At 64.5% G+C, this 26,440-nt stretch carries 22 protein-coding genes; 5 read left to right on the forward strand and 17 right to left on the reverse strand.

Going from position 1 to position 26,440, the window contains the following annotated elements:
- Window positions 1-3: 3 nt before the first annotated feature.
- The 5 genes from ACUY1T_RS17815 to ACUY1T_RS17835 form a co-directional block, all read right to left on the reverse strand.
- Window positions 4-1,128 carry a hypothetical protein gene (locus tag ACUY1T_RS17815; RefSeq protein WP_446024919.1) on the reverse strand — a complete coding sequence of 375 codons (1,125 nt, stop codon included), beginning with the start codon at window positions 1,126-1,128 and terminating at the stop codon, window positions 4-6.
- Window positions 1,129-1,154: 26 nt separating this feature from the next.
- Window positions 1,155-2,861, reverse strand: coding sequence for a 2-isopropylmalate synthase (gene leuA, locus ACUY1T_RS17820; protein ID WP_446024920.1), 1,707 nt, complete (start codon window positions 2,859-2,861; stop codon window positions 1,155-1,157).
- Between the two features lie 304 nt (window positions 2,862-3,165).
- A complete protein-coding gene (locus ACUY1T_RS17825) occupies window positions 3,166-3,489 on the reverse strand; it encodes a protealysin inhibitor emfourin (RefSeq protein WP_446024921.1) in 324 nt (107 codons plus the stop codon).
- A gap of 14 nt (window positions 3,490-3,503) precedes the next feature.
- Complete coding sequence (locus tag ACUY1T_RS17830; protein ID WP_446024922.1) at window positions 3,504-4,547, reverse strand: M4 family metallopeptidase; 1,044 nt, start codon at window positions 4,545-4,547, stop codon at window positions 3,504-3,506.
- A gap of 66 nt (window positions 4,548-4,613) precedes the next feature.
- Window positions 4,614-5,447: an ion transporter gene (locus ACUY1T_RS17835; RefSeq protein ID WP_446024923.1), complete on the reverse strand. Its 834-nt coding sequence runs from the start codon at window positions 5,445-5,447 to the stop codon at window positions 4,614-4,616.
- Between the two features lie 487 nt (window positions 5,448-5,934).
- On the opposite strand from ACUY1T_RS17835, the gene ACUY1T_RS17840 reads away from it, so the two are divergent.
- Window positions 5,935-6,789 (forward strand): SDR family oxidoreductase, encoded by an 855-nt coding sequence (locus tag ACUY1T_RS17840; RefSeq protein ID WP_446024924.1) that lies wholly within the window; start codon window positions 5,935-5,937, stop codon window positions 6,787-6,789.
- 93 nt (window positions 6,790-6,882) lie between these two features.
- Here the strand turns inward: ACUY1T_RS17840 and ACUY1T_RS17845 are convergent, their stop codons facing one another.
- The 6 genes from ACUY1T_RS17845 to pgi form a co-directional block, all read right to left on the reverse strand.
- Window positions 6,883-7,143: a TIGR02647 family protein gene (locus tag ACUY1T_RS17845; RefSeq protein WP_446024925.1), complete on the reverse strand. Its 261-nt coding sequence runs from the start codon at window positions 7,141-7,143 to the stop codon at window positions 6,883-6,885.
- Window positions 7,144-7,223: 80 nt separating this feature from the next.
- Window positions 7,224-8,444, reverse strand: coding sequence for a phosphoserine phosphatase SerB (gene serB / locus ACUY1T_RS17850; protein ID WP_446024926.1), 1,221 nt, complete (start codon window positions 8,442-8,444; stop codon window positions 7,224-7,226).
- A gap of 143 nt (window positions 8,445-8,587) precedes the next feature.
- The gene (gene parC / locus ACUY1T_RS17855) at window positions 8,588-10,843 is read right to left on the reverse strand and encodes a DNA topoisomerase IV subunit A (RefSeq protein ID WP_446024927.1); all 2,256 of its coding nucleotides are present in this window, start codon (window positions 10,841-10,843) and stop codon (window positions 8,588-8,590) included.
- A gap of 154 nt (window positions 10,844-10,997) precedes the next feature.
- Complete coding sequence (gene parE, locus ACUY1T_RS17860) at window positions 10,998-12,878, reverse strand: DNA topoisomerase IV subunit B (protein ID WP_446024928.1); 1,881 nt, start codon at window positions 12,876-12,878, stop codon at window positions 10,998-11,000.
- Between the two features lie 105 nt (window positions 12,879-12,983).
- Window positions 12,984-13,595 (reverse strand): YqiA/YcfP family alpha/beta fold hydrolase, encoded by a 612-nt coding sequence (locus tag ACUY1T_RS17865; RefSeq protein ID WP_446024929.1) that lies wholly within the window; start codon window positions 13,593-13,595, stop codon window positions 12,984-12,986.
- A gap of 55 nt (window positions 13,596-13,650) precedes the next feature.
- Window positions 13,651-15,330 carry a glucose-6-phosphate isomerase gene (gene pgi, locus ACUY1T_RS17870; RefSeq protein ID WP_446024930.1) on the reverse strand — a complete coding sequence of 560 codons (1,680 nt, stop codon included), beginning with the start codon at window positions 15,328-15,330 and terminating at the stop codon, window positions 13,651-13,653.
- A 239-nt stretch (window positions 15,331-15,569) separates the two neighbouring features.
- Here pgi and cmoA point away from each other — a divergent pair, with 239 nt between their 5' ends.
- Window positions 15,570-16,313, forward strand: a complete 744-nt coding sequence (cmoA, locus tag ACUY1T_RS17875; protein ID WP_446024931.1) for a carboxy-S-adenosyl-L-methionine synthase CmoA — start codon at window positions 15,570-15,572, stop codon at window positions 16,311-16,313.
- A 1-nt stretch (window position 16,314) separates the two neighbouring features.
- Window positions 16,315-17,307, forward strand: a complete 993-nt coding sequence (cmoB, locus tag ACUY1T_RS17880; RefSeq protein ID WP_446024932.1) for a tRNA 5-methoxyuridine(34)/uridine 5-oxyacetic acid(34) synthase CmoB — start codon at window positions 16,315-16,317, stop codon at window positions 17,305-17,307.
- Window positions 17,308-17,322: 15 nt separating this feature from the next.
- On the opposite strand, the gene cueR is transcribed toward cmoB, so the two are convergent.
- Window positions 17,323-17,751 carry a Cu(I)-responsive transcriptional regulator gene (cueR, locus tag ACUY1T_RS17885; RefSeq protein ID WP_446024933.1) on the reverse strand — a complete coding sequence of 143 codons (429 nt, stop codon included), beginning with the start codon at window positions 17,749-17,751 and terminating at the stop codon, window positions 17,323-17,325.
- Between the two features lie 307 nt (window positions 17,752-18,058).
- Here cueR and ACUY1T_RS17890 point away from each other — a divergent pair, with 307 nt between their 5' ends.
- Window positions 18,059-18,256, forward strand: a complete 198-nt coding sequence (locus tag ACUY1T_RS17890; RefSeq protein WP_446024934.1) for a heavy-metal-associated domain-containing protein — start codon at window positions 18,059-18,061, stop codon at window positions 18,254-18,256.
- A 94-nt stretch (window positions 18,257-18,350) separates the two neighbouring features.
- On the opposite strand, the gene ACUY1T_RS17895 is transcribed toward ACUY1T_RS17890, so the two are convergent.
- Together ACUY1T_RS17895 and ACUY1T_RS17900 are read right to left on the reverse strand one after the other, a co-directional pair.
- A complete protein-coding gene (locus ACUY1T_RS17895; RefSeq protein ID WP_446024935.1) occupies window positions 18,351-19,802 on the reverse strand; it encodes an aldehyde dehydrogenase family protein in 1,452 nt (483 codons plus the stop codon).
- Between the two features lie 66 nt (window positions 19,803-19,868).
- Window positions 19,869-20,732: a GNAT family N-acetyltransferase gene (locus ACUY1T_RS17900; protein WP_446024936.1), complete on the reverse strand. Its 864-nt coding sequence runs from the start codon at window positions 20,730-20,732 to the stop codon at window positions 19,869-19,871.
- Window positions 20,733-21,016: 284 nt separating this feature from the next.
- Here ACUY1T_RS17900 and ACUY1T_RS17905 point away from each other — a divergent pair, with 284 nt between their 5' ends.
- On the forward strand, window positions 21,017-22,177 hold the full coding sequence (locus tag ACUY1T_RS17905; protein ID WP_446024937.1) for a M20 aminoacylase family protein: 1,161 nt from the start codon (window positions 21,017-21,019) through the stop codon (window positions 22,175-22,177).
- 61 nt (window positions 22,178-22,238) lie between these two features.
- Here the strand turns inward: ACUY1T_RS17905 and ACUY1T_RS17910 are convergent, their stop codons facing one another.
- The 3 genes from ACUY1T_RS17910 to ACUY1T_RS17920 form a co-directional block, all read right to left on the reverse strand.
- Window positions 22,239-23,405, reverse strand: coding sequence for a DSD1 family PLP-dependent enzyme (locus ACUY1T_RS17910; protein ID WP_446024938.1), 1,167 nt, complete (start codon window positions 23,403-23,405; stop codon window positions 22,239-22,241).
- Window positions 23,406-23,520: 115 nt separating this feature from the next.
- Window positions 23,521-24,837, reverse strand: a complete 1,317-nt coding sequence (locus ACUY1T_RS17915) for an NAD(P)/FAD-dependent oxidoreductase (RefSeq protein WP_446024939.1) — start codon at window positions 24,835-24,837, stop codon at window positions 23,521-23,523.
- A 267-nt stretch (window positions 24,838-25,104) separates the two neighbouring features.
- The gene (locus tag ACUY1T_RS17920; RefSeq protein ID WP_446024940.1) at window positions 25,105-26,436 is read right to left on the reverse strand and encodes an MFS transporter; all 1,332 of its coding nucleotides are present in this window, start codon (window positions 26,434-26,436) and stop codon (window positions 25,105-25,107) included.
- Window positions 26,437-26,440 lie beyond the last annotated feature (4 nt).

Below are 26,440 nucleotides of genomic sequence, written 5' to 3' on the forward strand. Positions count from 1 at the left end.
ACGTCAGCGCGCCACCGCCGTGTCATGAGCGCGCTTGGCCAGCCGACGGCTGGCCAAGCCGAGGCACGCCCGCATCACCGGCGTCAGCAGCCACAGCAGCGGGGCGAGCAACCAGCGACGGACAAGACGGGCGACGGCAAACACCGGCAACAGCACGATCAGCCATAGAAGGAACTGGCCCAACCAGGTAGGCCAGCCGAGCCACCCGGCGAGTGTGGCACCGAGCGCACTGATCAAGCTAGGGTGGCGAACCAGCACATAAGCCGTGCCAGCCACCGCGGCTACCTTGGCCATGCGCGGCAGCGCGGCGAAGCGTCCGCCACTGGCGACCACGCCCTGCCGCACTCCTGATCGGGTGCCTTGAGCCTCGATACTGCCCACCCGTGCACCACGTGCCGCCCGCCCGGCCTTGAGTACCTTGACGGTACTGGCCATCACCAGCAGATCGAGACCCGCCCAGCCCAGGTCGCTTGCACCTATTGCTTCACCACGGCGCCACTGGCTCTCCAGGTCGCGTAGTCCGCGAGTGAAGAAATCCCCCACTCCCGCCACTACACGCTCGCCCTGCAGCCACTCCACGCGCCCTTCGTCGCTGACCACGAACTGGTTGAGCAGCCCGTACCCATGCGTCTCCAGCAGCGCAATGCCCATCTGGCCGCGTCGATAAGGCGTCAACTCCACCATCGCAGGCTCAGCGTCCGCCTCGTCGTCCCACCAACCACTGACTTGCCGATAGCGCTCGCCAAGCCAGTGCCGTGCTCGCAGAGTGGCAATATCATGATCGTGGAAGTAGCTCACTGGTAGTACCGCATCCGCGCCGTAGCGCACCAGTACCCTCTGGAACGCCGGAGACAAGCCATAATCGAGCAACGTGCTCCGCGCTATGTCGCCGTGGCGTACCATCGCCAGGGAAGCACTCATCCACAGCACCTGATCCGAGGCGAAGCCGAGAAACAGCGCGCTGACCTCTGGCGGCTCCTCGCGCAGCATCGGTGCTAGCTCGGGAAGCGTGCGTTGTACCTCCAAGCGCACTAGCCTGGCCTCGTATGGCTCGTGAGACGCCGCCGCGGATATGACGCCGGCAACCAGCACGGCGACCAGCACCATTACCCTCCAAGGCCGCATCATCGCGCCTCCCCCCACCACCAGCGTGCTTATCCCAAACTTTCGGCAGTCACATTGGCCGCCACCGGCTGGGTAGAGACGTGGCGATTGATGGCGCTCATCACCGCCTTCATCGAGGCGCTGGTGATGCTCTCGTCGGTACCGACGCCGAATACCGCCTTGCCGTCGATGCGCACCTCGACGTAGGCGATCGCCTCGGCGTCGGCCCCCTGGCCGCGGGAGTGCTCGTGGTAATCGATGATCTCCACATCGTGGCCGGCCGCCGCCAGCGCCTTGATGAAGGCCGCCAGCGGGCCGTTGCCTTCACCACTGATGGTCCGCCGCTCGCCATGCTCCTCGATGCTGGCTTCGAGCTTCACCTTGGGACTGTCGGGCTCCGAGGAGAGGCGATGATTGACCATCGCATAGGGCGAGGTACGCACCAGATACTCGTCGGCGAAGGCCTGGTAGATCATCTGCGAGGTGATCTCCTTGCCGGTACGGTCGGCCACCTCCTGCACCACCTGGCTGAACTCGATCGAGAGCCGGCGCGGCAGCTCGATGCCGTGCTCCTGCTCGAGCAGGTAGGAGACTCCCCCTTTGCCCGACTGGCTGTTGACGCGAATCACCGCCTCGTAGCTGCGACCCACATCCATCGGGTCGATAGGCAGGTAGGGTACCTCCCACATGGCCTCGGGGTTGGCGCGACGCTCGGCCATGCCCTTCTTGATCGCATCCTGGTGGGAGCCGGAGAAGGCGGTGAACACCAGGTCGCCCACGTAGGGATGACGCGGGTGCACCGGCAGCTGGTTGCAGTACTCCACCTCGCGCATGATCGGCGTGATGTTGGAGAAGTCGAGCCCCGGATGCACGCCCTGGGTGTAGAGGTTCATGGCCAGCGTCACGATGTCGACGTTGCCGGTGCGCTCGCCGTTACCGAACAGGGTGCCCTCGACGCGGTCGGCGCCGGCCATCACGGTGAGCTCGGCCGCCGCCACGCCGGTGCCGCGGTCGTTGTGGGGATGTACGCTGACGATCAGGTGGTCGCGATTCTTGACGTTACGGCAGAACCACTCGACCTGGTCGGCGTAGTTGTTGGGCGTGGCCGCCTCCACCGTGGCCGGCAGGTTGACGATCATCGGCTTCTCGGCCGTGGCCCCGTAGGCCTCCATTACCGCCTCGACCACCTCCTTGGCGAAGTCCATCTCGGTAGTGGTGAACAGCTCCGGCGAGTACTGGAAGCTCCAGTTCGTCTCCGGGGCCGACGCCATCAGCTCGCGGATCTGGGTGGTGGCGTCCACCGCGATGCCGATGCACTCCTCCTTGCTGACGTTGAACACCACGCGACGGAACACCGGGTCGGTGGCGTTGTAGACGTGCACGATGGCGCTCTTGGCCCCCTTCAGCGCCTCGAAGGTGCGCTCGATCAGGTGCGGCCGCGCCTGGGTCAGCACCTGGATGGTGACGTCATCCGGCACCTTGTTCTGCTCGATCAGCGCGCGCACGAAATCGAAGTCGGTCTGCGACGCCGAGGGGAAGCCGACCTCGATCTCCTTGAAGCCGATTTTCACCAGCAGGTCGAAGAAGCGCTGCTTGCGTTCCTGATCCATGGGGTCGATCAACGCCTGGTTACCGTCGCGCAGGTCGACGCTGCACCACAGCGGCGGCGATTCGATACGACGATTCGGCCACTGGCGGTCGGGCAGGTCGACGGCGACGAAGGGGCGGTACTTGGCGGCGGGGTTGTCGAGCATCATGGTGGCATTCTCCCTGGGCTGGCGGCATTCAGAAACGACGACGCCCCGGCTGCATCGAGCATACCGGGGCGTCGGAGCGATAGGCAAAACAGTGGCCACGACCGGCGAAGGTCACGACGGAACGATGTACGTGGCGGAAAACACTTCGGGTGGTAGACATTTCGGTACCTCGACTGACCTGGACAAAACGCGATGCGCAGTGCATCGCCCGACGCTCAAAGGCCGGCTAGTAGTCGTAGGTTCAGGCTGAGGTAGCGGAATGTCGTGTTCATGCCCTCTAGAAAATCAGTATGCGTGACTCTTGTCAAGGCGCATTGCCGTTTTCCGCTGACGTATCGGCCCGCCGCCACCACTCGATCAGCTCCTGAGGCATCGCGTCCTCGGCTACCGTCAGTAGCCACAGCGAGTTGCCGTTCGCGTCCTCCACGCTCAGGCAGAACCGGCGCCGGTCGGCGCCCGGCGTCTCTTCCACCCCTGCCCCCGATTCCGCGCTCGACAGCAGACGCCACAGCGCGTCACGCTGCGCCTCGCTGCAACGGGCGCAGTGGATGCAGCGCGGGCGCGCCAGGCCGGGGAAGTGCGCCACCCCACCTTCACGCCGCAGCCGGACCACGTTGGCCGGAGTCAATGGCGGCGGCTGGCTCACGGCAGCACTCCGACGCGACGCCAGCCTGCGCGCACCGCTGTCGCTTCCTGACTCGTGGCACCATAGCGGCGCTCGGCGTTGTCCAGCGTCAGCGTGGCGAAGGTGGCAAAGTCGCTATCTTGCTCCAGGCGTCGGTCGACCAGGGTGTCGTACCAGATTCGGCCGGCCCGTTCCCAGGCATGGCCGCCCAGCGCCATGGCCGTCAGATGGAAGGCGCGGTTGGGGATGCCCGAGTTGATGTGCACGCCACCGCTGTCCGCTTCGGTCACCACGAAGGCGTCCATGTGGTCGGGCTGCGGGTCGCGCCCCAGCAAGGGGTCGTCATAGGCGGTGCCCGGCCTGGCCATGGAGCGCAGCGCCCGTCCGGCGACCCGCTCGGTGAACAGCCCCTTGCCAATCAGCCAGTCCGCCTCATCGACGCTCTGCCCCAGCTGATACTGCCTGACCAGGCTGCCGAACACGTCACACAGCGACTCGTTGAGCGCCCCCGACTGACCGACGTAGGCCAGTGCCGCTTCGTGCTGGATGACGCCATGGGTCAGCTCATGGGCAACGATGTCCAGCGCAATGGTGAAGCGGTTGAACAGTTCGCCGTCACCGTCGCCGAAGACCATCTGCTGGCCGTCCCAGAAGGCGTTCTCGTAATCCCGGCCGTAGTGAACCGTGGCCAGCAGCGCCATGCCTTCGTCGTCGATGGAATGCCGCTCGTAGACCTCCCAGAACAAACGGTAGGTCGCACCCAGGCCTTGGTAGGCCTCATCGACGGCGGGGTCGCCGCTATCGCCCTCCCCTTCACGCCTCATCAGCCTGCCGGGCAGGACCTGGCGCTGCTCGGCGGAATGCACGTAGCGAGCCGGCTCGCCACGACGGGCGCTGCCTTGGGGCAGAGTGGCCGTTCCCGCGCGGGCGCGGAACTGCTGATCGACCAGCAGGGTATGCCGGGCGCACTCGCGCAAGTGCGCAGACCCAGCGCTGGCGATGCGCTCGAGCAGGTAGGGCGGCAGAAAGAGCCTCGCCCCGGCGGGTAACGAATCGGTCATCCTTTTCCTCTCCTTTACCATCCGGCTCGCCCATCGAGCCCGGTTGATTAGAGCATAGCGGAAGACTTACTTCTCCCGCCGCTCCAGCATCGCCTCCATGCGTGCCAGCTGTTCGCTCAGCGCCCGCACGTCGCTGCGCAGGCCATGCAGCTCGGCAGCCTCGCCCTCGCCGCTCTCTAATTGCACCTGAATGCTCTCCTTCTGCATCACGTCGAGCACGATGCCGATCATCATGTTGAGGAAGATGAAGGCATTGAGAAAGATGAAGGTGAGGAAGTAGATCCAGGCATAGGGGTAGTGCTCCATGGTCGGGTAAAGCACCGCGGTGGCCCAGCTCTCGAAGGTGGCGACCTGGAACAGCGTCAGCATGGCCAGCGAGATGTTGCCCCACAGCTTCTCATCGACGCTGGCGAACAGGAAACTGCCGATGGCACCGTAGATGTAGAAGATGATGAACATCAGCAACACCACGTAGCCCATGCGCGGGATCGACTTGAACAGCGCCGCGATCAGCATGCGCAGCTCGGGGATCATCGATACCAGGCGCAGCACGCGGAAGATGCGCAACAGCCGCGCCAGCAACACCATCTCCGAGTCGTCCATGGGGATCAGGCTGGCGGTGACGATGAGGAAATCGAAGACGTTCCAGCCGCGCTTGAAGAAGTCACGCAGACGCTTCTCCGCCGCCATGCGGATCAGGATTTCCACGAGGAAAAAGACAGTCACCGCCGTGTCGAGCAGCAGCAGCCATTCCTGGAAGGGGCTGACCTCCTCTTCGTAGGTCTTGGCGCCGATCAGCAGCGCCGAGACGACGATGATGGTGATCACCGTCAGCTCGAAGGCCTTGTGGGCGCGCAGACGCTCGAAGCGGTCGCGCCAAGTCTCGAAGGAAGCACTCATGGGCATTCTCGAAAGCACTCCATGACAGGATCCGAAAGGACAGGAACCGAAGAGCCGCCGGACGCAGGTTACCGGCACCGGCCGTCGGGGCGGCGTGATGGTATCACGGGTGTGAAACGAGGGGCGCGCCATTCATGGCACGGCCGGTTTCACCAGACATTACGACAGCGAAACCTTTATTCACGCTCCCTGCCTTGTCCTGGCGGTTGCGGCCTGCCTACCTTCAAATCATCACGTGCAAAGGGAAGCGCTGATAAATCGGCGAGCGGGATGAAGCACAAGGCGCACGGAGCACAGTACCGAGCGAAGCGACAAACAGCCGTAGGCTGGCCCCGAAGGGGCGAGAAGCCGAAGGCTGCGAGTCAACCGGAGCCTATGGGGTATAGGTGAGGATTTCGACCGGGCTGGCGCACCAGCACCGCGCAACGCAGTGATTCGCACGCGCAGACATTTATGCAGTGTTTCCCAAGGAAAAGGAGTTCAGTACATGAGCGAAGACAAGCAACCGCCTCAGGAGCAGCCCCACCAGCCCGGCGCCGAGTACAAGATGGACCCTCAGCCGGAGTACATTCGCGAGAGCTACCGCGGCGCCGACAAGCTCAAGGACAAGGTCGCGATCATCACCGGTGGGGACAGCGGTATCGGCCGCGCCGTCGCCGTGCATTACGCCCGCGAGGGTGCCGATTGCGTCACCGTACACCTGGAGGAGGATACCGATGCTCGCGAAACGCAATCCCTGATCGAGGCGGAAGGACGCCGCTGCCTGGTGCTCAAGGGCGACGTGGGCGATCCCGCGTTCTGTCAGGAAATCGTCGACAAGACGCTCCAGGAGTTCGGCAAGCTCAACATCGTCGTGCACAACGCCGCCGAGCAGTACGACTGGGACGATATCACCGACATTCCCGACGACCAGCTCCTGCGCACCTTCCAGACCAACGTATTCAGCCACTTCTACCTGACCAAGGCGGCCCTGCCCCACATGGGGGAGGGTGACAGCATCATCTGCACCTCATCGATCAATGCCTTCAAGGGCAACCCTTCTCTTATCGACTACACCGCTACCAAGGGCGCCATTCAAGGGCTGGTACGCTCACTGGCCGTCCCTTTGGCCGAGAAGGGCATTCGAATCAATGCCGTAGCCCCGGGGCCGGTGTGGACGCCGCTGATTCCGGCGAGCTTCCCGGCCGAGAAGGTCGCTTCCTTCGGCGGCCAGGTGCCGATGAACCGTGCCGGCCAGCCCTCCGAGATGGGCCCGGCCTACGTCTACCTGGCCTGCGAGGAATCTTCCTACATGAGCGGCCAGACGCTGCATCTGAACGGCGGTGTGGTGCTCAACACCTGAGTACCGCATGCATATGACGGCGCCCGCCTGGAGCATCCAGGCGGGCGCACGAGTTCGGGCAGTTCGAAGCATCGTTTCCGATATAGCGCGACTTCAGGTGGTGAGTTCAGCCGGGGTCAGCAGGCCCGCCAGTTCCTGCGCGTGCAAGGCTGCCTCGCGCCCGCGGGGTGTCAGGTAACCGCCGTCGGCCTGGGTCACCAGGCCCTTGGCATACAGCCGCGAGGCAGCGGCTACGGCCCCGGTAGCGGCGCTGCCGGCATGCACCTTGAGGCCTTCGTGGGTGGTGTCCAGATTGTATAGACAGAGCAGGTTCAATTCGTCCAGCAGTTCCGCGGAGAAATGCGCTTGGGCCATGGCGACCTCCGATGTAATAGTTCTTCGAGATAGGCCCTTCGAAGGTACGCCACTTGCTCGCGCTTCACCAGTGCCGCCTGTCAACCCGCGCGGCTTTCGTCCTCCAGGTCTCCCTCGCGATAGCCCATCAGGTAGAGCACGGCATCGATGCCTAGGGTCGATATCGACTGGCGTGCCTGGCTGCGCACCAGCGGCTTGGCCCGAAAGGCGATGCCGAGCCCCGCGGCAGCGAGCATCTTGAGATCGTTGGCGCCGTCGCCCACGGCGATGGTCTGCTCCATGGCCAGCCCCTCGCGCGCGGCAATCTCGCGCAGTAGCTCGGCCTTGCGGTTGGCATCGAGGATCGGCTCGCGTACCTCGCCGGTCACCTTGCCATTCTCGACCACCAGCTCGTTGGCATGAATCTCGTCGAAGCCGAGCTTGTCCTGCAGGTGGCGGGCGAAATAGGTGAAACCACCGGAGAGAATGGCGGTGCGATACCCCAGCCGCTTGAGGTGCTTCATTAGCCGCTCGACGCCATCCATCAGCGGCAGTTCCTCGGCGATCTCGGCCAGCACCGATTCATCCAGACCTTTGAGCTTGGCCATGCGCTCGCGAAAGCTCTGCTGGAAGTCGAGCTCGCCGCGCATGGCACGCTCGGTGACTGCGGCGACGTCCTCATAGACGCCGTGTCGTCGCGCCAGTTCGTCGATCACTTCGGCCTGGATCAGGGTCGAGTCCATGTCGAAGCAGACCAGGCGGCGATGGCGGCGCCAGATGGAGTCTTCCTGGAGTGCGATGTCGACGCCATGCATGGCGCCCAGCGCCAGCGCCTTTTCGCGCAGGCTGTCGAGATCGACCTCCTCGCCGCGTAACCAGCACTCGACGCAGGAGCCGAATCGCGGTATGCCGCCATCCAGCGGCTCGCGCCCGGAAAGCCGATGGATCAGTTCCACGGTGAGGCCGTGCTCGGCGGTAAGCGCGCCGACTTCGGCAAGGATGCCGGCAGGCAGATGCGGTGCCAGCAGAGTCAGGATCAGCCGCGGCTGGCTAGCATGTGCGCTCCAGCGCTGGTAGTCCTCGGCGCTGACTTGGATGGCCTGCACGTCGAGGCCCAGGCTGTCGCCGGCCTCGTTGAGCGCCCCTTCCAGGTCGCTGTCGCGATCGAGCCCGACCAGGGCCTCGAGCGAAACCATGCCAAAGGTCACGCTCTGGTTGATGTCGAGCAGCCTTGCGCCACTGCGCGCCATGGCCTGGCCCAGGCCGGCCAGCTGGCCGGGTCGTGCCGCGCCGGTGGCGCGAATCAGCAGTCGTCGTGTCATGCATGCCTCAGGATACGCTGATAGGACGGCTTTCGGCGCCAGGTCTTCGAGGAGGCGCTGTGACCCCATCCCTGGGCGCTACATTTGCCATCCATGGCAAATGACCTCCTCTTCGACCTGCCCCTGGCCGTCAGGTTATGGCTTTAGTCTGCCGAGCTTTCCAGCCTATCGACCTTCTGCAGGCCGCGGGGCAGCTTGCTGCCGCGGCGGCCGCGCTCGCCGCGATAATAGTCCAGATCGGCGTCCTTGAGGGTCAAATGACGCTTGCCGGCATGGATGATCAGCGACGCACCGGCGGGTAGCAGGGCGATATCGCGCACCAGTTCCTCGCGCCGGGCGGCTCGAGCCCCGGGGATATCGATCATCTTGTTGCCCTTGCCCTTGGCCAACTCGGGCAGCTGCTCCAGCGGGAACAGCAGCAGCCGCCCCTCGTTGGAAACCGACGCCACCCAGACGTCTTCGCCTTCCGGTACTCTTATCGGCGCCATCACACGGCAGCCCTTGGGCACCGAGAGCACCGCCTTGCCCGACTTGTTCTTGCCGATCAGCTCATCGAGCTTGGCCACGAAGCCGTAGCCGCCGTCGCTGGCGAGCAGGTAGCGAGTCTCGGGCGGGGCCAACATCAATCCGGCCATGTGGGCGCCGGCCACCACATTGACTCGACCGGTGACCGGCTCGCCCTGGCTGCGGGCACTGGGCAGGTTGTGAGCGGCCAAGGTGTAGGCGCGGCCGGTATCGTCGAGCAGCACCAGCGGCTGGTTGGTCTTGCCCCGGGCCGCCAGGGCGAAGCGGTCGCCGGACTTGTAGGAAAGTCCTTCGGGGTCGATGTCGTGGCCCTTGGCGGCACGAATCCAGCCTTTCTCGGAGAGCACCACGGTGATGGGGTCGGCCCCCATCAGCTCGACCTCGGAGAGTGCCTTGGCCTCCTCGCGCTCGACGATGGGCGAACGGCGCTCGTCGCCATGTTCGCGTGCCGCCTCGCGCAGTTCCTCCTCGATCAGGTCGGTGAGCTTGGCCTCGCTGCCGAGCAGTTCCTTCAGGCGCTTGCGCTCGGCTTCCAGCGCGTCCTGCTCACCGCGGATCTTCATCTCCTCGAGCTTGGCCAGGTGGCGCAGGCGCAGCTCGAGGATGGCCTCGGCCTGGCGGTCGGAAAGACCGAAGGCTTCCATCAGCGCACTCTTGGGCTCGTCCTCCTCGCGGATGATGCGGATCACCTCGTCGATGTTGAGGTAGGCGACCAACAGGCCTTCAAGGATATGCAGGCGGTCCTCGACCTTGCCCAGGCGATGCTCCAGGCGACGGCGCACCGTCTTGCGGCGGAAGGTGAGCCATTCGCCGAGCATGTCCGGCAGCGGCATCACCCGCGGCCGGCCGTCGAGGCCGATCACGTTGAGATTGACGCGAATGTTCTTCTCGAGGTCGGTGGTGGCGAACAGGTGCGCCATCATCGCCTCGATGTCGACGCGGTTGGAGCGCGGCTCGATCACCAGCCGGGTCGGCTCCTCGTGGGTCGATTCGTCGCGCAGATCGTCCACCATGGGCAGCTTCTTGGCCTGCATCTGCGCGGCAATCTGCTCGAGCACCTTGGACCCGCTGACCTGGTAGGGCAGCGCGGTGACCACTACCTTGCCCTCCTCCATGGTATAGCGGGCGCGCAGCTTCACCGAGCCGCGGCCGCTCTCGTAGAGCTTCTGCAGGTCATCACGCGAGGTGATGATCTCTGCCGCAGTGGGGAAGTCCGGTGCCGGCAGGTACTGCATCAGCTCGCCGGTGGTTGCCTCGGGATGGCGCAACAGGTGGCAGGTGGCCTCGACCACTTCATGCACGTTGTGCGGCGGGATGTCGGTGGCCATGCCCACGGCAATGCCGGTGCCGCCGTTGAGCAGCACGTGGGGCAGGCGCGCCGGCAATACCACCGGCTCGTTCATGGTGCCGTCGAAGTTGGGGGTCCAGTCGACGGTGCCCTGGCCCAGCTCGGCGAGCAGCACCTCTGCGAACTTCGACAGGCGCGACTCGGTGTAGCGCATCGCCGCGAACGACTTGGGATCGTCGGGGCTGCCCCAGTTGCCCTGGCCGTCCACTAGCGGATAGCGATAGCTGAACGGCTGGGCCATCAGTACCATCGCCTCGTAGCAGGCGCTGTCGCCGTGGGGGTGGAACTTGCCCAGCACGTCGCCGACGGTACGCGCCGACTTCTTGTACTTGGCACTGGCATTCAAAGCCAGTTCGCGCATGGCGTAGACGATGCGCCGCTGTACCGGCTTCATGCCGTCGCCGATGTGCGGCAGCGCCCGGTCGAGGATGACGTACATCGAGTAGTCGAGGTACGCCTTCTCGGTGTATTCGCGCAGCGAGAGACGCTCGACGTCGCCCTCCGCCACCTGGATATCCATGGTCATGGGTTCTGCGCCCTATCTGCCATCATGGAAAAATCGCGGGCCGTGCCCGCACGAAACGTTCTGGAAGAGCTGCGAGCCGCGAGCTTCGGGCTTCGGGCTTCGAACCCACTGCTCGTAGCTCGTAGCTCGTAGCTCGTAGCTCGTAGCTCGTAGCTCAGACTTCGATATCCGCGAGGTTGCCGTAGTCTTCGAGCCAGCTCTTGCGGTCCGACGCGCGCTTCTTGGCCAGCAGCATGTCCATCATCTCCATGGTGCCGTCGCCGACCTCGCGGGTGAGCTGCACCAGACGGCGGGTCTCCACCGCCATGGTGGTCTCGCGCAGCTGCAGCGGGCTCATCTCGCCCAGGCCCTTGAAGCGCTGTACGTTGGGCGTGCCGCGCTTGCCCTCGAGGCGGCGCAGTATCGCCGCCTTCTCGCTTTCGTCCAGCGCGTAGTGCACCTCCTTGCCCAGGTCGATACGGTAGAGCGGCGGCATGGCGACGTAGACGTGGCCGGCATCTACCAGCGCCGGGAAGTGACGCACGAACAGCGCACATAGCAGCGTGGCGATATGCAGGCCGTCGGAGTCGGCATCGGCGAGAATGCAGATCTTGTGGTAGCGCAGCTGGCTGAGATCGTCGCTGCCCGGATCCATGCCCACGGCAACCGCGATGTCGTGAACCTCCTGGGAGCCGTAGATGTCGTGGCTGTCGACCTCCCAGGTATTAAGGATCTTGCCGCGCAGCGGCAGGATCGCCTGGGTCTCGCGGTTGCGCGCCTGCTTGGCGCTGCCGCCGGCCGAGTCGCCCTCCACCAGGAACAGCTCGCCCTGGGCCGGGTCCTGGCCGGAGCAGTCGGCCAGCTTGCCGGGCAGTGCGGGGCCGGCGGTGACCTTCTTGCGCGCCACCTTCTTGGCGCTCTTCTGGCGCCGCTGAGCGGCGCTGATGACCAGCTCGGCCAGCGCCTCGGCCTGGTCGACGTGGTGGTTGAGCCACAGCGAGAAGGCGTCCTTCACCACACTGGAGACGAAGGCCGCCACGGTGCGCGACGACAGGCGCTCCTTGGTCTGGCCGGCGAACTGCGGGTCGAGCATCTTCACCGAGAGCACGTAGGCGACGCGCTCCCACAGATCCTCGGCGGTGAGCTTGACGCCCCGCGGCAGCAGGTTGCGGTATTCACAGAACTCGCGCAGCGCCTCGAGCAGGCCCGAACGCAGCCCGTTGACGTGGGTGCCGCCCTGGGGCGTAGGAATCAGGTTGACGTAGCTCTCCATCAGCGTCTCGCCGCCTTCGGGGAGCCACTGCACGGCCCAGTCCACCGCCTGATCGTCGTCGGCGAAGTGGCCGATCAAGGGCGAGGCCGGCAGCACTTCGAAGCCATCGGTGGCCTGTGCCAGGTAGTCGCGCAGGCCATCCTCGTACTGCCATACGCTCTCGGCGCCGTCGGTCTCCACCAAGGTAACCTTGAGCCCCGGGCAGAGTACCGCCTTGGCCCGCAGCAGGTGCTTGAGCCGCCCCATGGCCAGCCGCGGGCTGTCGAAGTAGGATTCGTCCGGCCAGAAGCGTACCAGGGTACCGGTGGTACGCTTGGCCACGCTGCCGATCTCGGCCAGCTCCGACACCTTGTCGCCATGCTCGAAGGCCATGCCGTGGCGAGCGCCGTCGCGCATCACCTCGACCTCGAGGCGCCGCGACAGCGCGTTCACCACCGACACGCCGACACCGTGCAGGCCACCGGAGAAGCGATAGCTGGACTGGGAGAACTTGCCGCCGGCGTGGAGCCGGGTGAGGATCAGCTCGATGCCCGAGACGCCGTGCTCGGGGTGGATATCGATGGGCATGCCGCGGCCGTCATCGGAAACCTCGATGCCGCCATCCTCGAGCAGGCGCACGGTGACTTCCCGGGCATGGCCGGCCAGCGCCTCGTCGACGCTGTTGTCGATGACCTCCTGGGCCAGGTGGTTGGGCCGGGTGGTGTCGGTGTACATGCCGGGGCGCTTGCGCACCGGGTCGAGACCGGAGAGAACTTCGATTGAGCTGGCACTGTACTGTGTCATGCGTGTCCCAAAGCCATTACGAATTCGATTGCGCTCCCAGCTGGGTTCCCGCTCCTTCCCTGGAGCCCGTCCCGCAGCAGCGGGCTCAACCCGACGCTGCGGCGATCACGCGCCACGGCTCAGGCGATGCCCACCATGGGCCAGTATTGCCGGTAGGTACGTCTCCAGCATACTGAAAACGTGATCCCCCCCGGGGTGCAGGAGGGTCCTGGCGCCCCGGTAGAGCGCGAAAGCATCCGCCGGGTCCAGCGTCTCGTCGGCAGTCCCCAGCAGCAGCAGGTAACGCTCGGGGGAAACACGCCGCGGCGTCAGCGCTTCCAGCTCCTCACCGTGAGCCGTCTCGATGACGAAGCGCTCACCGGTATGCTCATTGACGAAGGCTTCTCCGACCCACTCCGACACCAGCCGCGCCGGCCGCACCGCTGGGTTGACCAGTACGGCCGACAGGTCGTGACGCTCGGCCAGGCAGGTGACCAGAAAACCACCCATGGAGCTGCCGACCAGCAGCGGGTTCGAGCCCAGCCCGCCCAACAGGGCCTCGGCCTGCTCCAGAGCCGCAGCGGGGCGATGCGGCAGCTGCGGCGTCTCGCAGGGTAGCGCCAGTGCAGCGCAGGCGGCCCGTATCAGTACCGCCTTGGGCGAGCCATAGCCGCTGTTGAAGCCATGCAGGTAGAGCAAACCACTGACGGGCGGCGGCGCCAAGGGCGCGTTCAGCATACCGAACCCACTGTATACATTACCAGCCCTTCTACACTCTCCCGAATTTCTTGCTTCAACGATCGTTCTCCCTCTCGGCATGCCAGACCGCTTCGAGCAAGGCCCGGGTCGAAGCATCCATGCCTTCATGGCCGTGATGATCGGCCAGGATGCGTTCGGTCTCCCCTGCAATCTGCTTGCCCAGTTCCACGCCCCACTGGTCAAAGGGGTTGATTCCCCAGATGGCGGCCTGGACGAACACCTTGTGCTCATAGAGCGCGATCAGCGCTCCCAGGGTAGCGGGCGTCAGGCGATCGAGCAGCAGGGTGGTGGAGGGCTGGTTGCCACGGTATCGCTTGTGCCCGGGCCGCTCGCCAGGCTCGTCGATGGCATCGTCGCCGAGCATCAGCAGGCGCGACTGGGCGAAGCAGTTGGCCAGTGTCAGGCGATGCTGGGACATCAAATGCCTGCGGGTCGCCACATCTTCCACGTCATCGTAACGCTTGAGCGGAGCGATGAAGTCGCACACCACCGGCTGGGTCCCCTGGTGCAGCAGCTGGTAGAAGGCGTGCTGGGCATTGGGGCCGAGCTGCCCCCATAGCACCGGGCAGGTCGAGTAGCTGACCTGGCGACCCTCGTGGGTAGCCGACTTGCCGTTGGACTCCATCTCGAGCTGCTCGAGGTAGGCGGCGAAGTGCTCCAGCCGGCCATCGTAGGGCAGGATCGAGTGGGCGCGGATGTCGAGGAAGTTGACGTTCCAGATGCCTGCCAGCGCCAGCAGCACCGGCAGGTTGTCACCCAGAGAGGCCTTGGCAAAATGCTCGTCCATGGCATGGGCGCCGGCCAGCAGCTCGCGAAAGTTGGCCATGCCAGCCACCAAGGCGATGGGCAGTCCAATGGCGCCCCACAGCGAGTAGCGGCCGCCGACCCACTCCCAGAACAGCAGTTGATTGGCCTCGGCAATACCCCATTCGCTCATCTTCTCGGGCTTGGCCGAGACCCCGACGAAGTGCTGGCGCATCACCATTTCCTCGTCCACTCCCTGGATACCGTCGTTCACCAGCCGCGCCATCAGCCAGTCGCGGGCAGTGCGTGCGTTCGACAGGGTATCGATGGTGGTAAAGGACTTCGATGAGATCACGAACAGCGTGGTCTCGGGGTTGAAGCGGTTGAGGTAGTCGGCAAGCTGCGAGCCGTCCATGGTGGAGGCGAAGTGCACCTCGACATGGTGGGCATCGGCGGGTCGATAGTCGGCCAGCGCATGGGTCACCATCAGCGGGCCGAGATCGGAGCCGCCCACGCCCAGGTTGACCACGTCATGGATTGGCCGACCGGTGGCGCCGCGCCACTGCCGAGCATGCAGGCGCTCGACCATGGTGGCCATGCGATCCAGCGAGGCATGCACGCCGGGCACCACATCTTCGCCATCGACGATCAATGAGGCCTCCGGGGGCAGGCGCAGGGCCGTATGCAGTGCCGGGCGATCCTCACTGACGTTGACGTGCTTTCCACCCAACAGTGCCTGGATACCTTCCGGCACCCGGGCTTCGCGGGCCAAATCCAGCAGCAGCGCGAGCGTCGTGTCGCTCCAGCGCTGCTTCGACAGGTCGAGGGTCAGTCCCGCTGCCTGGCGCATGAAGGCACTGCCTCGCGCCTGATCGACGAACAACTCGCGCAGATGGGTCGTGCGCATCTCCTCGGCATGCTCCATCAGCCGCTGCCAGGCGCCAGTCTGGTCGATTGGGGCGTGGTTCATAGCAATCCTCCTTGACGTCTTGCGGGAGCAACCGCGTCGTTGACGGCTAGCCCAAGACGGGCGAAATCCTTCGCTCACAGGCTAGCCTTGTATCCGCCTGTAAATCCACAGCGCGGGCGCATCGGGATGTCGCACACATGCCGGCTCCCCGTGTCTCGGCGGCGACACGGCGCGCCATCCGTGCAGCCGGACGGCGGCAGGCGTAGAATGCTGGCCTGTCCCACGTTACCGGCTTGCTCATGAGTGACGCATCTTATCGCGACGCGATCTTTTCCACACCCCTGGACCGGGTTGCGCGCTTCTCCTTCGACGAACGGGTGGTGGCCTGCTTCCCCGACATGATCCGCCGCTCGGTACCGGGCTATGGCCAGATCCTCGGCATGCTGGGGCTGATCGCCGGACGCCACCTGCGCCACGGCGCTCATGTCTACGACCTGGGCTGCTCGCTGGGTGCCGCCAGCCTGGCGCTGGCCGGCCAGTTGCCTGCAGACGCCTTCCGTCTCACCGCAGTGGACATCTCTCCGGCCATGGTCGCCCGCGCCCGCGAGACCCTCGCCGCCGAGTGCCCACAGCACGCCATCGAGGTCATCGAGGGCGACATCCGCACCCTCGACTACCAGCCGTCGGGCATGGTGATCCTCAACTTCACCCTGCAGTTCCTGCCGCCCGAGGACCGTGAGACCCTGCTGGCGCGCCTGTACGCGGCGTTGGAACCGGGTGGCGTGCTGGTACTCTCGGAGAAGGTGGTCGACCCCGATGAGCGCGACAACGCCTGGCGGGTGGAGCGCTACCACGACTTCAAGCGCGCCAATGGCTACAGCGAAATGGAAATCAGCCAGAAGCGCACGGCGCTGGAGAACGTGCTGGTGCCGGACACCCTCGAGGCGCACCACGCACGGCTCACCCGAGCCGGCTTCACGCGCTCGCTGACCTGGTTCCAGTACCTCAACTTCGCCTCGCTGATCGCGTTCAAGGAGGCCTGAGGTGGCAATTCCTCCTGAACAGCGCCCTCTTTACCGCGCCTTTATCGACCAGGGGCTGGATAGCTGGCTGGCCCGCCTGCCGGAGCAGTTGGCCCGCGGGCTCGACCGCAAGCGCTACGGCGACCTGCCGGCCTGGGAGAAAGCGGTGGCCAAGCTACCCGCCCTGCCCCAGGCCCGCGACGTACAACTCGACAGCGACACGCTGACGGTGGATTGCGCGCTGGACGACAGCCAGCGCCGACAGTGCGAGAACCTGCTGCGCAAGCTGATGCCGTGGCGCAAGGGCCCCTACCGGCTCGCCGGCATTCACATCGACACCGAATGGCGGTCCGACTGGAAGTGGCAACGGGTCGCCCCGCACCTGGCCTCGCTTGACGGCCGCAGGGTGCTCGATGTGGGCGGCGGCAGCGGCTACCACGCCTGGCGCATGGCCGGCGCCGGTGCCGCCTTCGTGCTGGTGATCGACCCCTCGCCGCGTTTCTTCTACCAGTTCCAGGCGCTGCGCCACTTCATCGGCGATGCCGATGGCGGACGCACCCACTTCCTGCCGGTGGGCATCGAGGACGTACCCGAGCGGCTAGCATTCTTCGATACGTTGTTCTCGATGGGGGTGCTCTACCACCGCCCCTCGCCGCTGGAGCACCTGCTGCAATTGAAGGACGCCCTGCGCCCCGGCGGTGAACTGGTACTGGAAACGCTGGTCGTGGAAGGCGACGAGACCACCGTGCTGCTACCGGGCGAACGCTACGCCGCCATGCCCAACGTCTATTTCCTGCCGTCTTCGAAAGCGCTATGCCAGTGGCTCGAACGCTGCGGGCTCATTAACGTCCGCGTGGTGGACGAAGCCACCACCTCACTGGACGAGCAGCGCACCACCGAGTGGATGACCTTCCAGTCGCTGGCCGACTTTCTCGACCCGGCCGACCCGAGCAAGACCCGCGAGGGCTACCCGGCGCCAAGGCGCGCCGTGGTGATGGCGGAGAAACCCAGGTAACGCGCAGCCCACATGCTAGGAGGTCTCGGATTCCAGTTCGGTACTTTCTGCAACACCCTCTGCCGCCAGACCGCTCAGGATCGGGCAATCCGGCCGCTTGTCTCCGTGGCAATGATCCACCAGGTGCTCCAGGGTCTGGCGCATGTCCTGCAGCTTCTTGATCTTGAGGTCCAGCTCCTCGATGTGCGCCTGGGCGACGGCCTTGACGTCGGCGCTGGCCCGATGACGGTCCTGCCACAGGGCGAGCAGGTTGCCCATCTGCTCCACCGAGAAACCCAGACCCCGGGCCCGGGAAATGAAACGAAGCGCGTGGACGTCCTTCTCGCTGAAGATCCGATACCCCGACTCCGTCCGATTGGCCGGGGCAATGAGGCCGATACTCTCGTAGTAGCGAATCATCTTTCCCGAGATGCCGGATGCCTTCGCCGCTTGTCCGATATTCATTTTGGATACCTCACATTATCAAGCCACCGATCCGCGAGGGCGTTCAGCTGCAGTGACATAGCCATCGGCTACGGGACTAGCGCCCTGTCGATGGCGGCCTGCTGGTTCCTTGGGCTGGGAGCTGTCCCGCTACTTCCGCCGACTTAACGGAACCGGGTCATTCCTTCCCATGATAGGAAACTTCGGAACAGGCGTCAGGTGTCTTGTATTGATTTTCATGAACGCATCGATCATTTCGTTTGGCGCTTGACCTTCCAATAGTAGGAAGCTTTAGGCTAAGAACTCCCAACCCAGAAGGAGCAGGACCATGTTGACGCTCAAAGTACCCAAGATGACCTGTGGCCACTGTGCCTCGACCGTCACGACCGCTATCAAGTCTGTTGATGCCGATGCCAACATCGAGATCGACCTCACGAAACAGCACGTGACGATCAAGAGTAGCGCCGATACAACAGCCCTTGCCGCTGTCCTCGAGGAAGCCGGCTATCCCAACGAGCTGGCGTAGCACTGAGGGGCCGAAGGTACCATTCGTATCTACGGCCCCCTTATCATCACCGACCTCATCAACGAGCTGGAAGATGGCAATGCTCGGGCGCTAACTAGAAACCGAGGACGGCTTTCGTCTCCAGATACTCTTCCATGCCCTCAATGCCGTATTCACGGCCATTTCCCGAACGCTTGTAGCCGCCAAAGGGTGCGTTGGGGTCCCAGGCCGGATAATTGATATGTACCTGCCCAGAGCGAATCCGAGCCGCCACTGCCCGTGCCGTCTCGAGATTCCCGCCCTGGACATGTGCGCCGAGGCCATAGATGGTGTCGTTGGCAATCGCCACGGCCTCATCAATAGTGTCATAGGGAATGATACAGAGGACCGGCCCGAAAATTTCCTCCTGAGCGATCCTCATGTGAGACTGCACCTCGGAGAAGACGGTGGGGCGGACATAGAAGCCCCGGTTCAGGCCCTCCGGCCGGTCAGGCCCGCCGCACACCAGCTGTGCGCCCTCACCGATCCCGACGGCGATCATCTCCTGCACCCGCTCGAATTGGGCGCGGTTCGCCACAGGGCCATGGGTCGTCTGTTCCAAGCGTGGATCGCCGACGACCATCTCGGATACCGCAGCACAGGCGAGCCGCTCGACCTCCTGGAGGTACTGGCGGGGCACGATCATGCGTGTGGGTGCGCTGCAGGACTGCCCGAGGTTGCGGAACGCGGCCGCCACGCCGGGGGCGATGGCACGGCTCAGGTCCGCATCCGGCAGGATGACGTTGGGCGACTTGCCCCCGAGTTCAAGAGCCACCCGTTTCACCGTCGGGGCGGCCGCCTGGCTTACCAGGACACCCGCCCTGGTCGAGCCCGTCAGCGAGATCATGTCCACGTCGGGATGGGACGAGAGAGCCGCACCGACCCCGGGGCCATCACCGTTCAGGAGGTTGAAGACGCCCGCCGGAATGCCGGCGTCCTGCGCCACCTCCGCGAAGAGCAAGGCGCTAAGGGGTGACAGCTCACTTGGCTTCAGCACGATCGTACATCCAGCCGCCAAGGCGGCCCCCACCTTGGCGGTGATCTGGTAGAGCGGCCAGTTCCAGGGGGTGATCAGGCCGCACACACCGATCGGCTCGCGCATGATGGCTGTGGTGCCACGATGGGTGATGAAGGGATAGGTGGCCAGATTGTCCCGCGCCACGCGGATGTGCTCCGCCGCAAGCCGTACTTGGGTGCTGCGCGCATAGCCAATGGGAGCCCCCATCTCCTGAGAGATCGCCTGAGCAAACAGTTCTGCGCGCTCGAGAATCAAGGCGTGGATGCGATCCAGAAACTGGGCCCGGCTCTCGGGCGAGGTGGCGGCCCAGCCCGCAAATGCACGCCTCGCCGCGGCCACCGCCGTATCGACATCCGCACTACTGCCCAGGGCGATCTCGGCAATGGGCTCCTCCGTCGAAGGGTCGATAACGTCTGTTCGGGTCAAGGTCTCAGGGAAGGTCCATTCGCCGTCGATGAACATGCGTTCGAGACGGTCCGCGCTGTTGAGATGTGCGATGGGCGAGGTCATAGAAGTCGATCCTTGAGAATGAGTTCCCGAAATGGACAAGAAACCGGGGGCTCGTAGTGACTGGGCTCAGAAAAACGCCTGGCTGGCGATCGCAAACTGGCGGATGCCGGGATCGACCTGTGGGGACTCACCCCGCACCATGGCGACCGGGGTATCGACGTGCGCCAGCCCCAGCTCGCTCAGCAGGGAATCCAACCCGTGCTCATCGGACATGTCGATACGCACGAAGGAGCCGGTGCGCGTCGCAGCCAAGTGACTGAGCAGCGCGCTGGCGTGCTCCGGATCGAGGGCAACGAGCGGACCGATGACGCCGCCTTGCCCGAAGCTGCGCAGGATGCCAAAGCCGACCGGATTGCCGTTGGCGTCCTCGATGACGGCACCTTCGGCGGTGCGCAGCAGCTCGCTCACGACCTGCGTACGCGGCATGCCGGCGGCGCGGGAGGCTAGCTCGGCCAGCTTGGCAGCATCGCCCGCCTCGGCCGCCCGCAGGCGCGTGCCCGGCGGAGGCGCGACGGGTTCGCGGGAGGCCACGATGCCTTGGTGCTGGTGGATCTTACCGATCACCTCGAAGCCGAGCCGTTCGTAGAGGGGCTGCCCAGCCGGCGTGGCGTGAAGCAGGGTGTTGCGCTCACCGATCGCCTCGAGCAGCCGGTTCATCAACTCGCGGCCAATGCCCCGCCCCTGGGCCAACGGCGAGACGATGACCATGCCGAGCGACGCATGGTCGTCGCCATGAGGCCACCACAAGGCAGTACCGATCACGCTGCCATCGCACTCTGCAACGAAACCGCCACCGAGGCGATGCAGGAGCTGCCAGTCTTCCGGCCGGTGTCGCCAGTGCACCGCCTGGGAAAGCGTGTGCGCTGCGGGAATGTCGCTTTCCAGCATGGGGCGATACTGGATTTGAACTGCCGCGGTCGTAGGTGACATACGAGTCTCCATTTCCCAGCCTCATCGACACGGGGAGGCGTGTTAAAGCGCGAACAAAGTAAACGTCTTCTATTACCGACCACTTTAACTCCAGCCATGCGGTACGGGCTGCTTATTTGAGAGAACGAACAGTAGGAAATGCCATAAAACCACCCGGCATTGGCAAGATATTACTGCCGCTCTCGTGCATGATATGAGGCATTGCTCATCCCCTTTCGATACCTCTCGGCAACCTGCGGGATGGGTAGCGGGATATGGCTGAAGCTGCTCGATGGAGGCTGAAAATGTCTGACAAGACATCGGAAATCGGTGATCTGGTGGCACCCCTGATATCGTTTCGCCACGACCTGCATGCCAACCCCGAACTCGCCTACGAAGAACGCCGTACGTCGCGCAAGATAGAAGAGGCGCTGCGCCAACTCGGACTGGAGGTTCACACGGGCATCGGCGGAACCGGTGTCGTCGCCTCCTTGAAGGTAGGCAGATCCGATCGTGCCATCGGCTTGCGTGCCGATATGGATGCGCTGCCTATCCATGAGGAGACCGGCCTGCCCTACGCCAGCCGCAACCCGGGTGTCTTCCATGGCTGCGGCCACGACGGCCATGTGGCGATGCTGCTGGGCGCCGCCCAACAGCTGGCGCGTACCCGTCGCTTCGACGGTACCGTCCATTTCATTTTTCAGCCGGCCGAGGAAGGGCACGCCGGCGCGCGCGCCATGGTCGAAGACGGGCTGTTCGAGCGGTTTCCCTGCGACCGAATTTTCGCCTTCCACAACTGGCCGGACCTTCCGGCCGGGACAATTTCGACACGGCCGGGGCCGATCATGGCGGCGGCCGACAAGTTCGAAATCCTGGTTGAGGGACGTGGTGCTCATGCCGCAATGCCGCACAAGACACCGGACGCGATCCTGGCGGCAAGCGATCTCGTCACCCAGCTCAACGGACTAGTGTCTCGCCGGATTCCGCCGATGTCCACGGCGGTGCTCTCGGTTACCCAGATTGAAGGAGGGAGTTCGCACAACGTCCTGCCCGCTGCGGTCCGTGTCGTCGGTACTGTCCGCACCTTCGATAGCGCGGTGCAGGACAAGATAGAGGAATCCCTGCGGCAGGTCGCTGAGGGCGTGGCCCTGGCCAGCGGCACGCGCGTGACCGTGACCTACCAGCGCTACTACCCGGCGACGGTCAATGACGCGGCTGCCGCCGACGAGGCACTGGCCGCCGCGGCCGGCGTTGCCCGCGCCGAACTCGCTCCGGACCCGGCCTTCACCTCGGAGGATTTCGCGTTCATGCTAAACGCATGCAAGGGCGCTTATATCTGGTTGGGTCAGGGGCGCGGCGATGCGGAGGTACCGCTGCACCATCCCCGTTACGACTTCAACGACGATGTGCTGGGAATCGGAATTCGCCTGCATGTCGCGCTCGTCGAACGCCATCTGGCGATCTGAGTGGCAGCGTTGGTGACACCTCTGCCTTTTCCCGCAATATCGGAAGGACGACTATCGCTCGTTACCAGCCTCCGAAACGCAGCCATTCGGCTTCAACGACATCGGAACCGTCGCGAACCACATGATAGCTGCCATGCTGGGCGCCGGTGGCGCAGGCGTGGTTGGGCAGGATGCGGACCCGAGTACCAATCGGTAGCTCGGGAAGAGTACCCTTTGATCCAGGGCGCAGGGCGATGACGCCGTGCTCCTGATTGGCATCCGCCATGATCAGGTCGCCGTAGGGCTTGCCGTGCACGTCACCAACCAGACCGTACCCCTGGTCGACCTCCTGTTTGGCGGTGCCGCGATCCCGTGACATGGCCATCCAGCCCGCATCGACGAGAATCCATCCCTTCTCCGGCTGATGCCCGACGACCGTGGCCAGCACCGAGAGGGCAATGTCCTCGACCTGGCAGACGCCGATTCCGGCCATGACCAGGTCGAAGAAAACGAAAACGCCGGCCCTGACTTCGGTGACGCCGGTAAGATCCTGGCTGAAATGGGCCGTAGGCGTGGAACCAACGCTGACCACTGGACATGGCAACTCCGCTTTACGCAGGGCTTCCGCCACCTTGACCGCCCCCGCACGCTCTGCTTCGGCGCACTGCTCGAGCGCAGCTCGGCCCCGAGCGGAATAGCTGCCGCCGGCATGGGTGAGCACCCCGCGCAACTCGGCCCCCCCCTCGTGGAGGGCGCGGCCAATCTCCACCAGTCTTTGGGTTTCGTCCGGCAACACGCCCGAACGATGGCCGTCGCAATCGATTTCGATCAGCGCGGGAATGCGGGTATTCGCCTCGCGAGACGCGTCGGCAACCAGGCGCGCTTGCTCGACGCTATCGAGAATGACGGCAATATCCACACCCGCAGCTCGCAAGGCCAGCACCCGGCCCAATTTGCCGGGCGCGATGCCGACGGCATAGATGATGTCACGCACGCCGGCGGCGGCGAATTGCTCCGCCTCCTTCAACGTCGAAACCGTTGCCGGGCCTGCAATGCTCATCATGACCCGCCGGGCCACCTCTACCGACTTCCCCGTTTTCAGATGCGGCCGCAACCCAGGCCCGAGGGTAGCCAGATGGGACTTCAGACGCCGGATATTACGGTCCATACGATCCGCATCAAGTATCAGACACGGGGTTTCGAGCGTTTGAAGCCTGGCTTTCTCCACAGAAGCCTGATTGACCTTCATACTGACTCTCCTGTTCTGCATTTCGCTGCATGACGGCACTGTACGTGCCTGTGCAAGACGCGGCGCCGGAGAAGCGTCGGCGACGCAAAGCAGTGCTGGTCACGATTGGCCTGGGTTAAATCGCACCCACCTTCACCTTGGAACCATCCGTCAAGCGCGAGAGGCTGTAGGGCTTGGGATCGACACAGGGGGTATCGTTGGCGACCAGGTCTGCCGCCAAATGACCGAGCCCCGGCCCCAGGCCGAACCCATGTCCGGAACAACCCGCCGCAAGAACGAAGCCTGATATCCCATCCACGGCGGAGATCACCGGCACCGCGTCGGGCGTGCAATCCACATAGCCCCCCCAGGATTCGGCCATTTCGATGTTCGCCAGAGCCGGGAACCGCTTTTTGATCTGTTTAAAAATCGCGGCCGCCGACCTGGGCGCGGGATCGAGCACACGGTTGCGCTCAAACGCGGAGGGCTTGTCCGAACCCCAGCCGGCCGACCCTTCGGGGCCGTGAATGAAAGATTTGCCAACGCCGAACTCCATGGCGCCCAACCGCTTGATGAACATGGGCAGGAACTCCCTCCCGTAGCGGATGCCCTGCGGCGTGATTTCAAGCCTTGTCTTGCCACTGAGGGCCACGGTATAGCTGCCATCGAGGCGACGAGTAAGCGTGCAATCCCGTGTGTAGAGCGCCTCCCCGAGGTTTGGCGCCGGTCGCGTACGCAGCGCGGTCTGACGCACGCTCGCCTGGGGGAAGCGGATCCCATGCCGCCGGCAGAACGCCGATGCCCAGGCCCCGGCGGCGCACAGGACCGCATTGGTGCGGATAACCCCTTTTTCGGTGATCACCCCCGTCACTGCACCATTGGTGATATCGAGACCATAAGCGGCACAGTTCTGGTGGATGCTGGCGCCACGCATGCGCGCCCCCTCGGCAATCCCCGGCGCCGCGAGGGCGGGCTCCGCCTTGCCATCATCGACGGAGTGGACGCCGCCCAGCCATTTGCGCCCTACAGACGGAATCGCGGAGGTCGCCTCCGCAGGGCTTAGTATCCGTGTATTGATGCCAAACTGGCGTGCCGTATCTAGCCACGCTTCCCATTGGGCGAGTTGCTTGGCATCGTCGGTAGCGTACAGGAGGCCGCAACGGCGAAACCCGAGGTCAATGCCTACCTCCGCCGTGAGTTCGTCCCATAGCCGCATGGCTATACCGGAGATCGGCAATTCGCGGGCATCACGGTTCTGCTGTCGGCACCAGCCCCAGTTGCGGCTCGACTGTTCGCAGCCGACATAGCCCTTCTCGATCAGGGCGATTGAAAGGCCCCGTCTGGCCAGAAAATAAGCTGCGGTTGCGCCGATGATGCCGCCGCCTATGATGACGATGTCCGCCGAGGGAGGAAGGTTCTCGTCGCTTGGGATGTGCTTTATCGATGGAGACACGGCAGGTAACCTTATGATGGGAATAGTGGGCATTTCACCCTAACCATTGAACTATTTGAGTCTGCGCACTCAGCGTGCGGCCTCTCCACGCATGAGGCCGGACAGTAGTGGTCGACACCCATTGAGGAAACACTGCACAAATGCCTGCGCGAGCGAATCGCTGCGTTGCGCGGTGCTCGGAATCCTCACATATACCCCATATGCTCCGGTTCCTGTGCTCCGTGCGCCTTGCGCTTCATCTCCCTCGGCGGTTTGTTCAACGATTCCTTAAAGGCGCCCCACTCTGCCCCCCGGAGCTGGCCAGCTGCCATGCAGATCGTCGATCACGATGGGGTGGGCATGACGCCTGCCATAGGCATCCATCAGGTGTGGATCGTCGGGGAGCAGGTCGACATGCTCATGCTCCACCGTCAGCACGAGTCCGGCCGGCCAGGCACGCATGGCCAGCAGGGTGCCCAGCGCAGCCATCACGCCAAGCACCAGGAAGGCAGTGTCGAGGCCATATCGGGCTCCTACGACGCCGGCAACGGGATAGGTCACCAGCCAGGTCGCATGGGCAATGGAGAAATGTGCCGCGAAAACGGCGGGACGATCACTTTCCCTGGACGAGTGGAGCAGTACCCGTCCTGCCGTGGTCACGCCTGCCCCCAGGGCGGCGCCCAGCATGGGCCACAGCAGCAGCAGGCTCCATAAGCTCTGCGGGACCAGCACCCCGATGCCCAGTGCAACCACCGTGATGATGCAACCCGCCAGCATGATGGTTCGGTCCTTGACACGATCGAGCAGGTGCGGCACCAGCAGCGCCACCGCCATGGAACCGGCACCGAAGCAGGCCATCACAAGGGCCACGTCCCGTTGCCCCAGCCCCAGCACGCTCTGCACGTAGACCACGGTATTCACCAATACCATGGCACCACCCGCGGCGATGGCAAAGTGGATGGCGGTGAGTCCCTTCAGGCTGGGGGTATGGAGAAAGATCTTCACCCCACGCAGTGCACGGGTGGCGAAAGAGCGCTGCTCGGCGCGCTCGAAGTGGGGAAGTGCCGTCATGGCGATGATCGCCGCCGACGCGAACATCCCGATCGCCGTCCCGACGAACAGCAGGTTGAAGGAGACCAGGGTCAACAGGTAAGCGGCCAATAAGGGACTGAGCAGGTTCTCCAGGTCATGCGCCAGTCGTGTCAGGGCTAGCCCCTTGACATAGCGGCGCTCCTCTCGCAACACGGCGGGAATGGTAGCCTGCAGCGTCGGCGTGAACGCCGCCGACGCCGACTGCAGCACAAAAATCAGTACGTAGACCTGCCACACCGCCGTGACGAAGGGGAGCAACAGCACCACGCTGCCACGCATCACTTCCAACACGATCAGCACCAGGCGCCGGGGCAAGCGTTCGGCGAAGGCCTGAGCCAGCGGTGCGATGATGACATAGGCGAACATCTTGATGGCCAACGCCGTGCCCATGACCACCCCCGCCCGCTCCTCCGCCAGCTCGAAGGCCAGCAGCGCCAACGCGATGGTGGCAAGGCCCGTGCCCAGCAGCGCGATGCACTGGGCTGAGAACAGACGCCGGTATCGCCAATCTTGTAAAGGCTCGAACATGATC

The organism is Billgrantia sp. Q4P2, assembly GCF_052806135.1.

What these genes read in the sequence shown, in the direction of transcription:
- ACUY1T_RS17910 (WP_446024938.1), bottom strand. Translation starts at nt 23,405, where the DNA reads ATGAAGGTCAATCAGGCTTCTGTGGAGAAAGCCAGGCTTCAAACGCTC.
- ACUY1T_RS17900 (WP_446024936.1), bottom strand. Translation starts at nt 20,732, where the DNA reads ATGTCACCTACGACCGCGGCAGTTCAAATCCAGTATCGCCCCATGCTG.
- ACUY1T_RS17840 (WP_446024924.1), top strand. Translation starts at nt 5,935, where the DNA reads ATGAGCGAAGACAAGCAACCGCCTCAGGAGCAGCCCCACCAGCCCGGC.
- parE (WP_446024928.1), bottom strand. Translation starts at nt 12,878, where the DNA reads ATGACACAGTACAGTGCCAGCTCAATCGAAGTTCTCTCCGGTCTCGAC.
- ACUY1T_RS17830 (WP_446024922.1), bottom strand. Translation starts at nt 4,547, where the DNA reads ATGACCGATTCGTTACCCGCCGGGGCGAGGCTCTTTCTGCCGCCCTAC.
- pgi (WP_446024930.1), bottom strand. Translation starts at nt 15,330, where the DNA reads ATGAACCACGCCCCAATCGACCAGACTGGCGCCTGGCAGCGGCTGATG.
- parC (WP_446024927.1), bottom strand. Translation starts at nt 10,843, where the DNA reads ATGACCATGGATATCCAGGTGGCGGAGGGCGACGTCGAGCGTCTCTCG.
- ACUY1T_RS17920 (WP_446024940.1), bottom strand. Translation starts at nt 26,436, where the DNA reads ATGTTCGAGCCTTTACAAGATTGGCGATACCGGCGTCTGTTCTCAGCC.
- ACUY1T_RS17815 (WP_446024919.1), bottom strand. Translation starts at nt 1,128, where the DNA reads ATGATGCGGCCTTGGAGGGTAATGGTGCTGGTCGCCGTGCTGGTTGCC.
- ACUY1T_RS17835 (WP_446024923.1), bottom strand. Translation starts at nt 5,447, where the DNA reads ATGAGTGCTTCCTTCGAGACTTGGCGCGACCGCTTCGAGCGTCTGCGC.
- ACUY1T_RS17865 (WP_446024929.1), bottom strand. Translation starts at nt 13,595, where the DNA reads ATGCTGAACGCGCCCTTGGCGCCGCCGCCCGTCAGTGGTTTGCTCTAC.
- ACUY1T_RS17895 (WP_446024935.1), bottom strand. Translation starts at nt 19,802, where the DNA reads ATGACCTCGCCCATCGCACATCTCAACAGCGCGGACCGTCTCGAACGC.
- cueR (WP_446024933.1), bottom strand. Translation starts at nt 17,751, where the DNA reads ATGAATATCGGACAAGCGGCGAAGGCATCCGGCATCTCGGGAAAGATG.
- serB (WP_446024926.1), bottom strand. Translation starts at nt 8,444, where the DNA reads ATGACACGACGACTGCTGATTCGCGCCACCGGCGCGGCACGACCCGGC.
- leuA (WP_446024920.1), bottom strand. Translation starts at nt 2,861, where the DNA reads ATGATGCTCGACAACCCCGCCGCCAAGTACCGCCCCTTCGTCGCCGTC.
- ACUY1T_RS17845 (WP_446024925.1), bottom strand. Translation starts at nt 7,143, where the DNA reads ATGGCCCAAGCGCATTTCTCCGCGGAACTGCTGGACGAATTGAACCTG.
- cmoA (WP_446024931.1), top strand. Translation starts at nt 15,570, where the DNA reads ATGAGTGACGCATCTTATCGCGACGCGATCTTTTCCACACCCCTGGAC.
- ACUY1T_RS17890 (WP_446024934.1), top strand. Translation starts at nt 18,059, where the DNA reads ATGTTGACGCTCAAAGTACCCAAGATGACCTGTGGCCACTGTGCCTCG.
- ACUY1T_RS17905 (WP_446024937.1), top strand. Translation starts at nt 21,017, where the DNA reads ATGTCTGACAAGACATCGGAAATCGGTGATCTGGTGGCACCCCTGATA.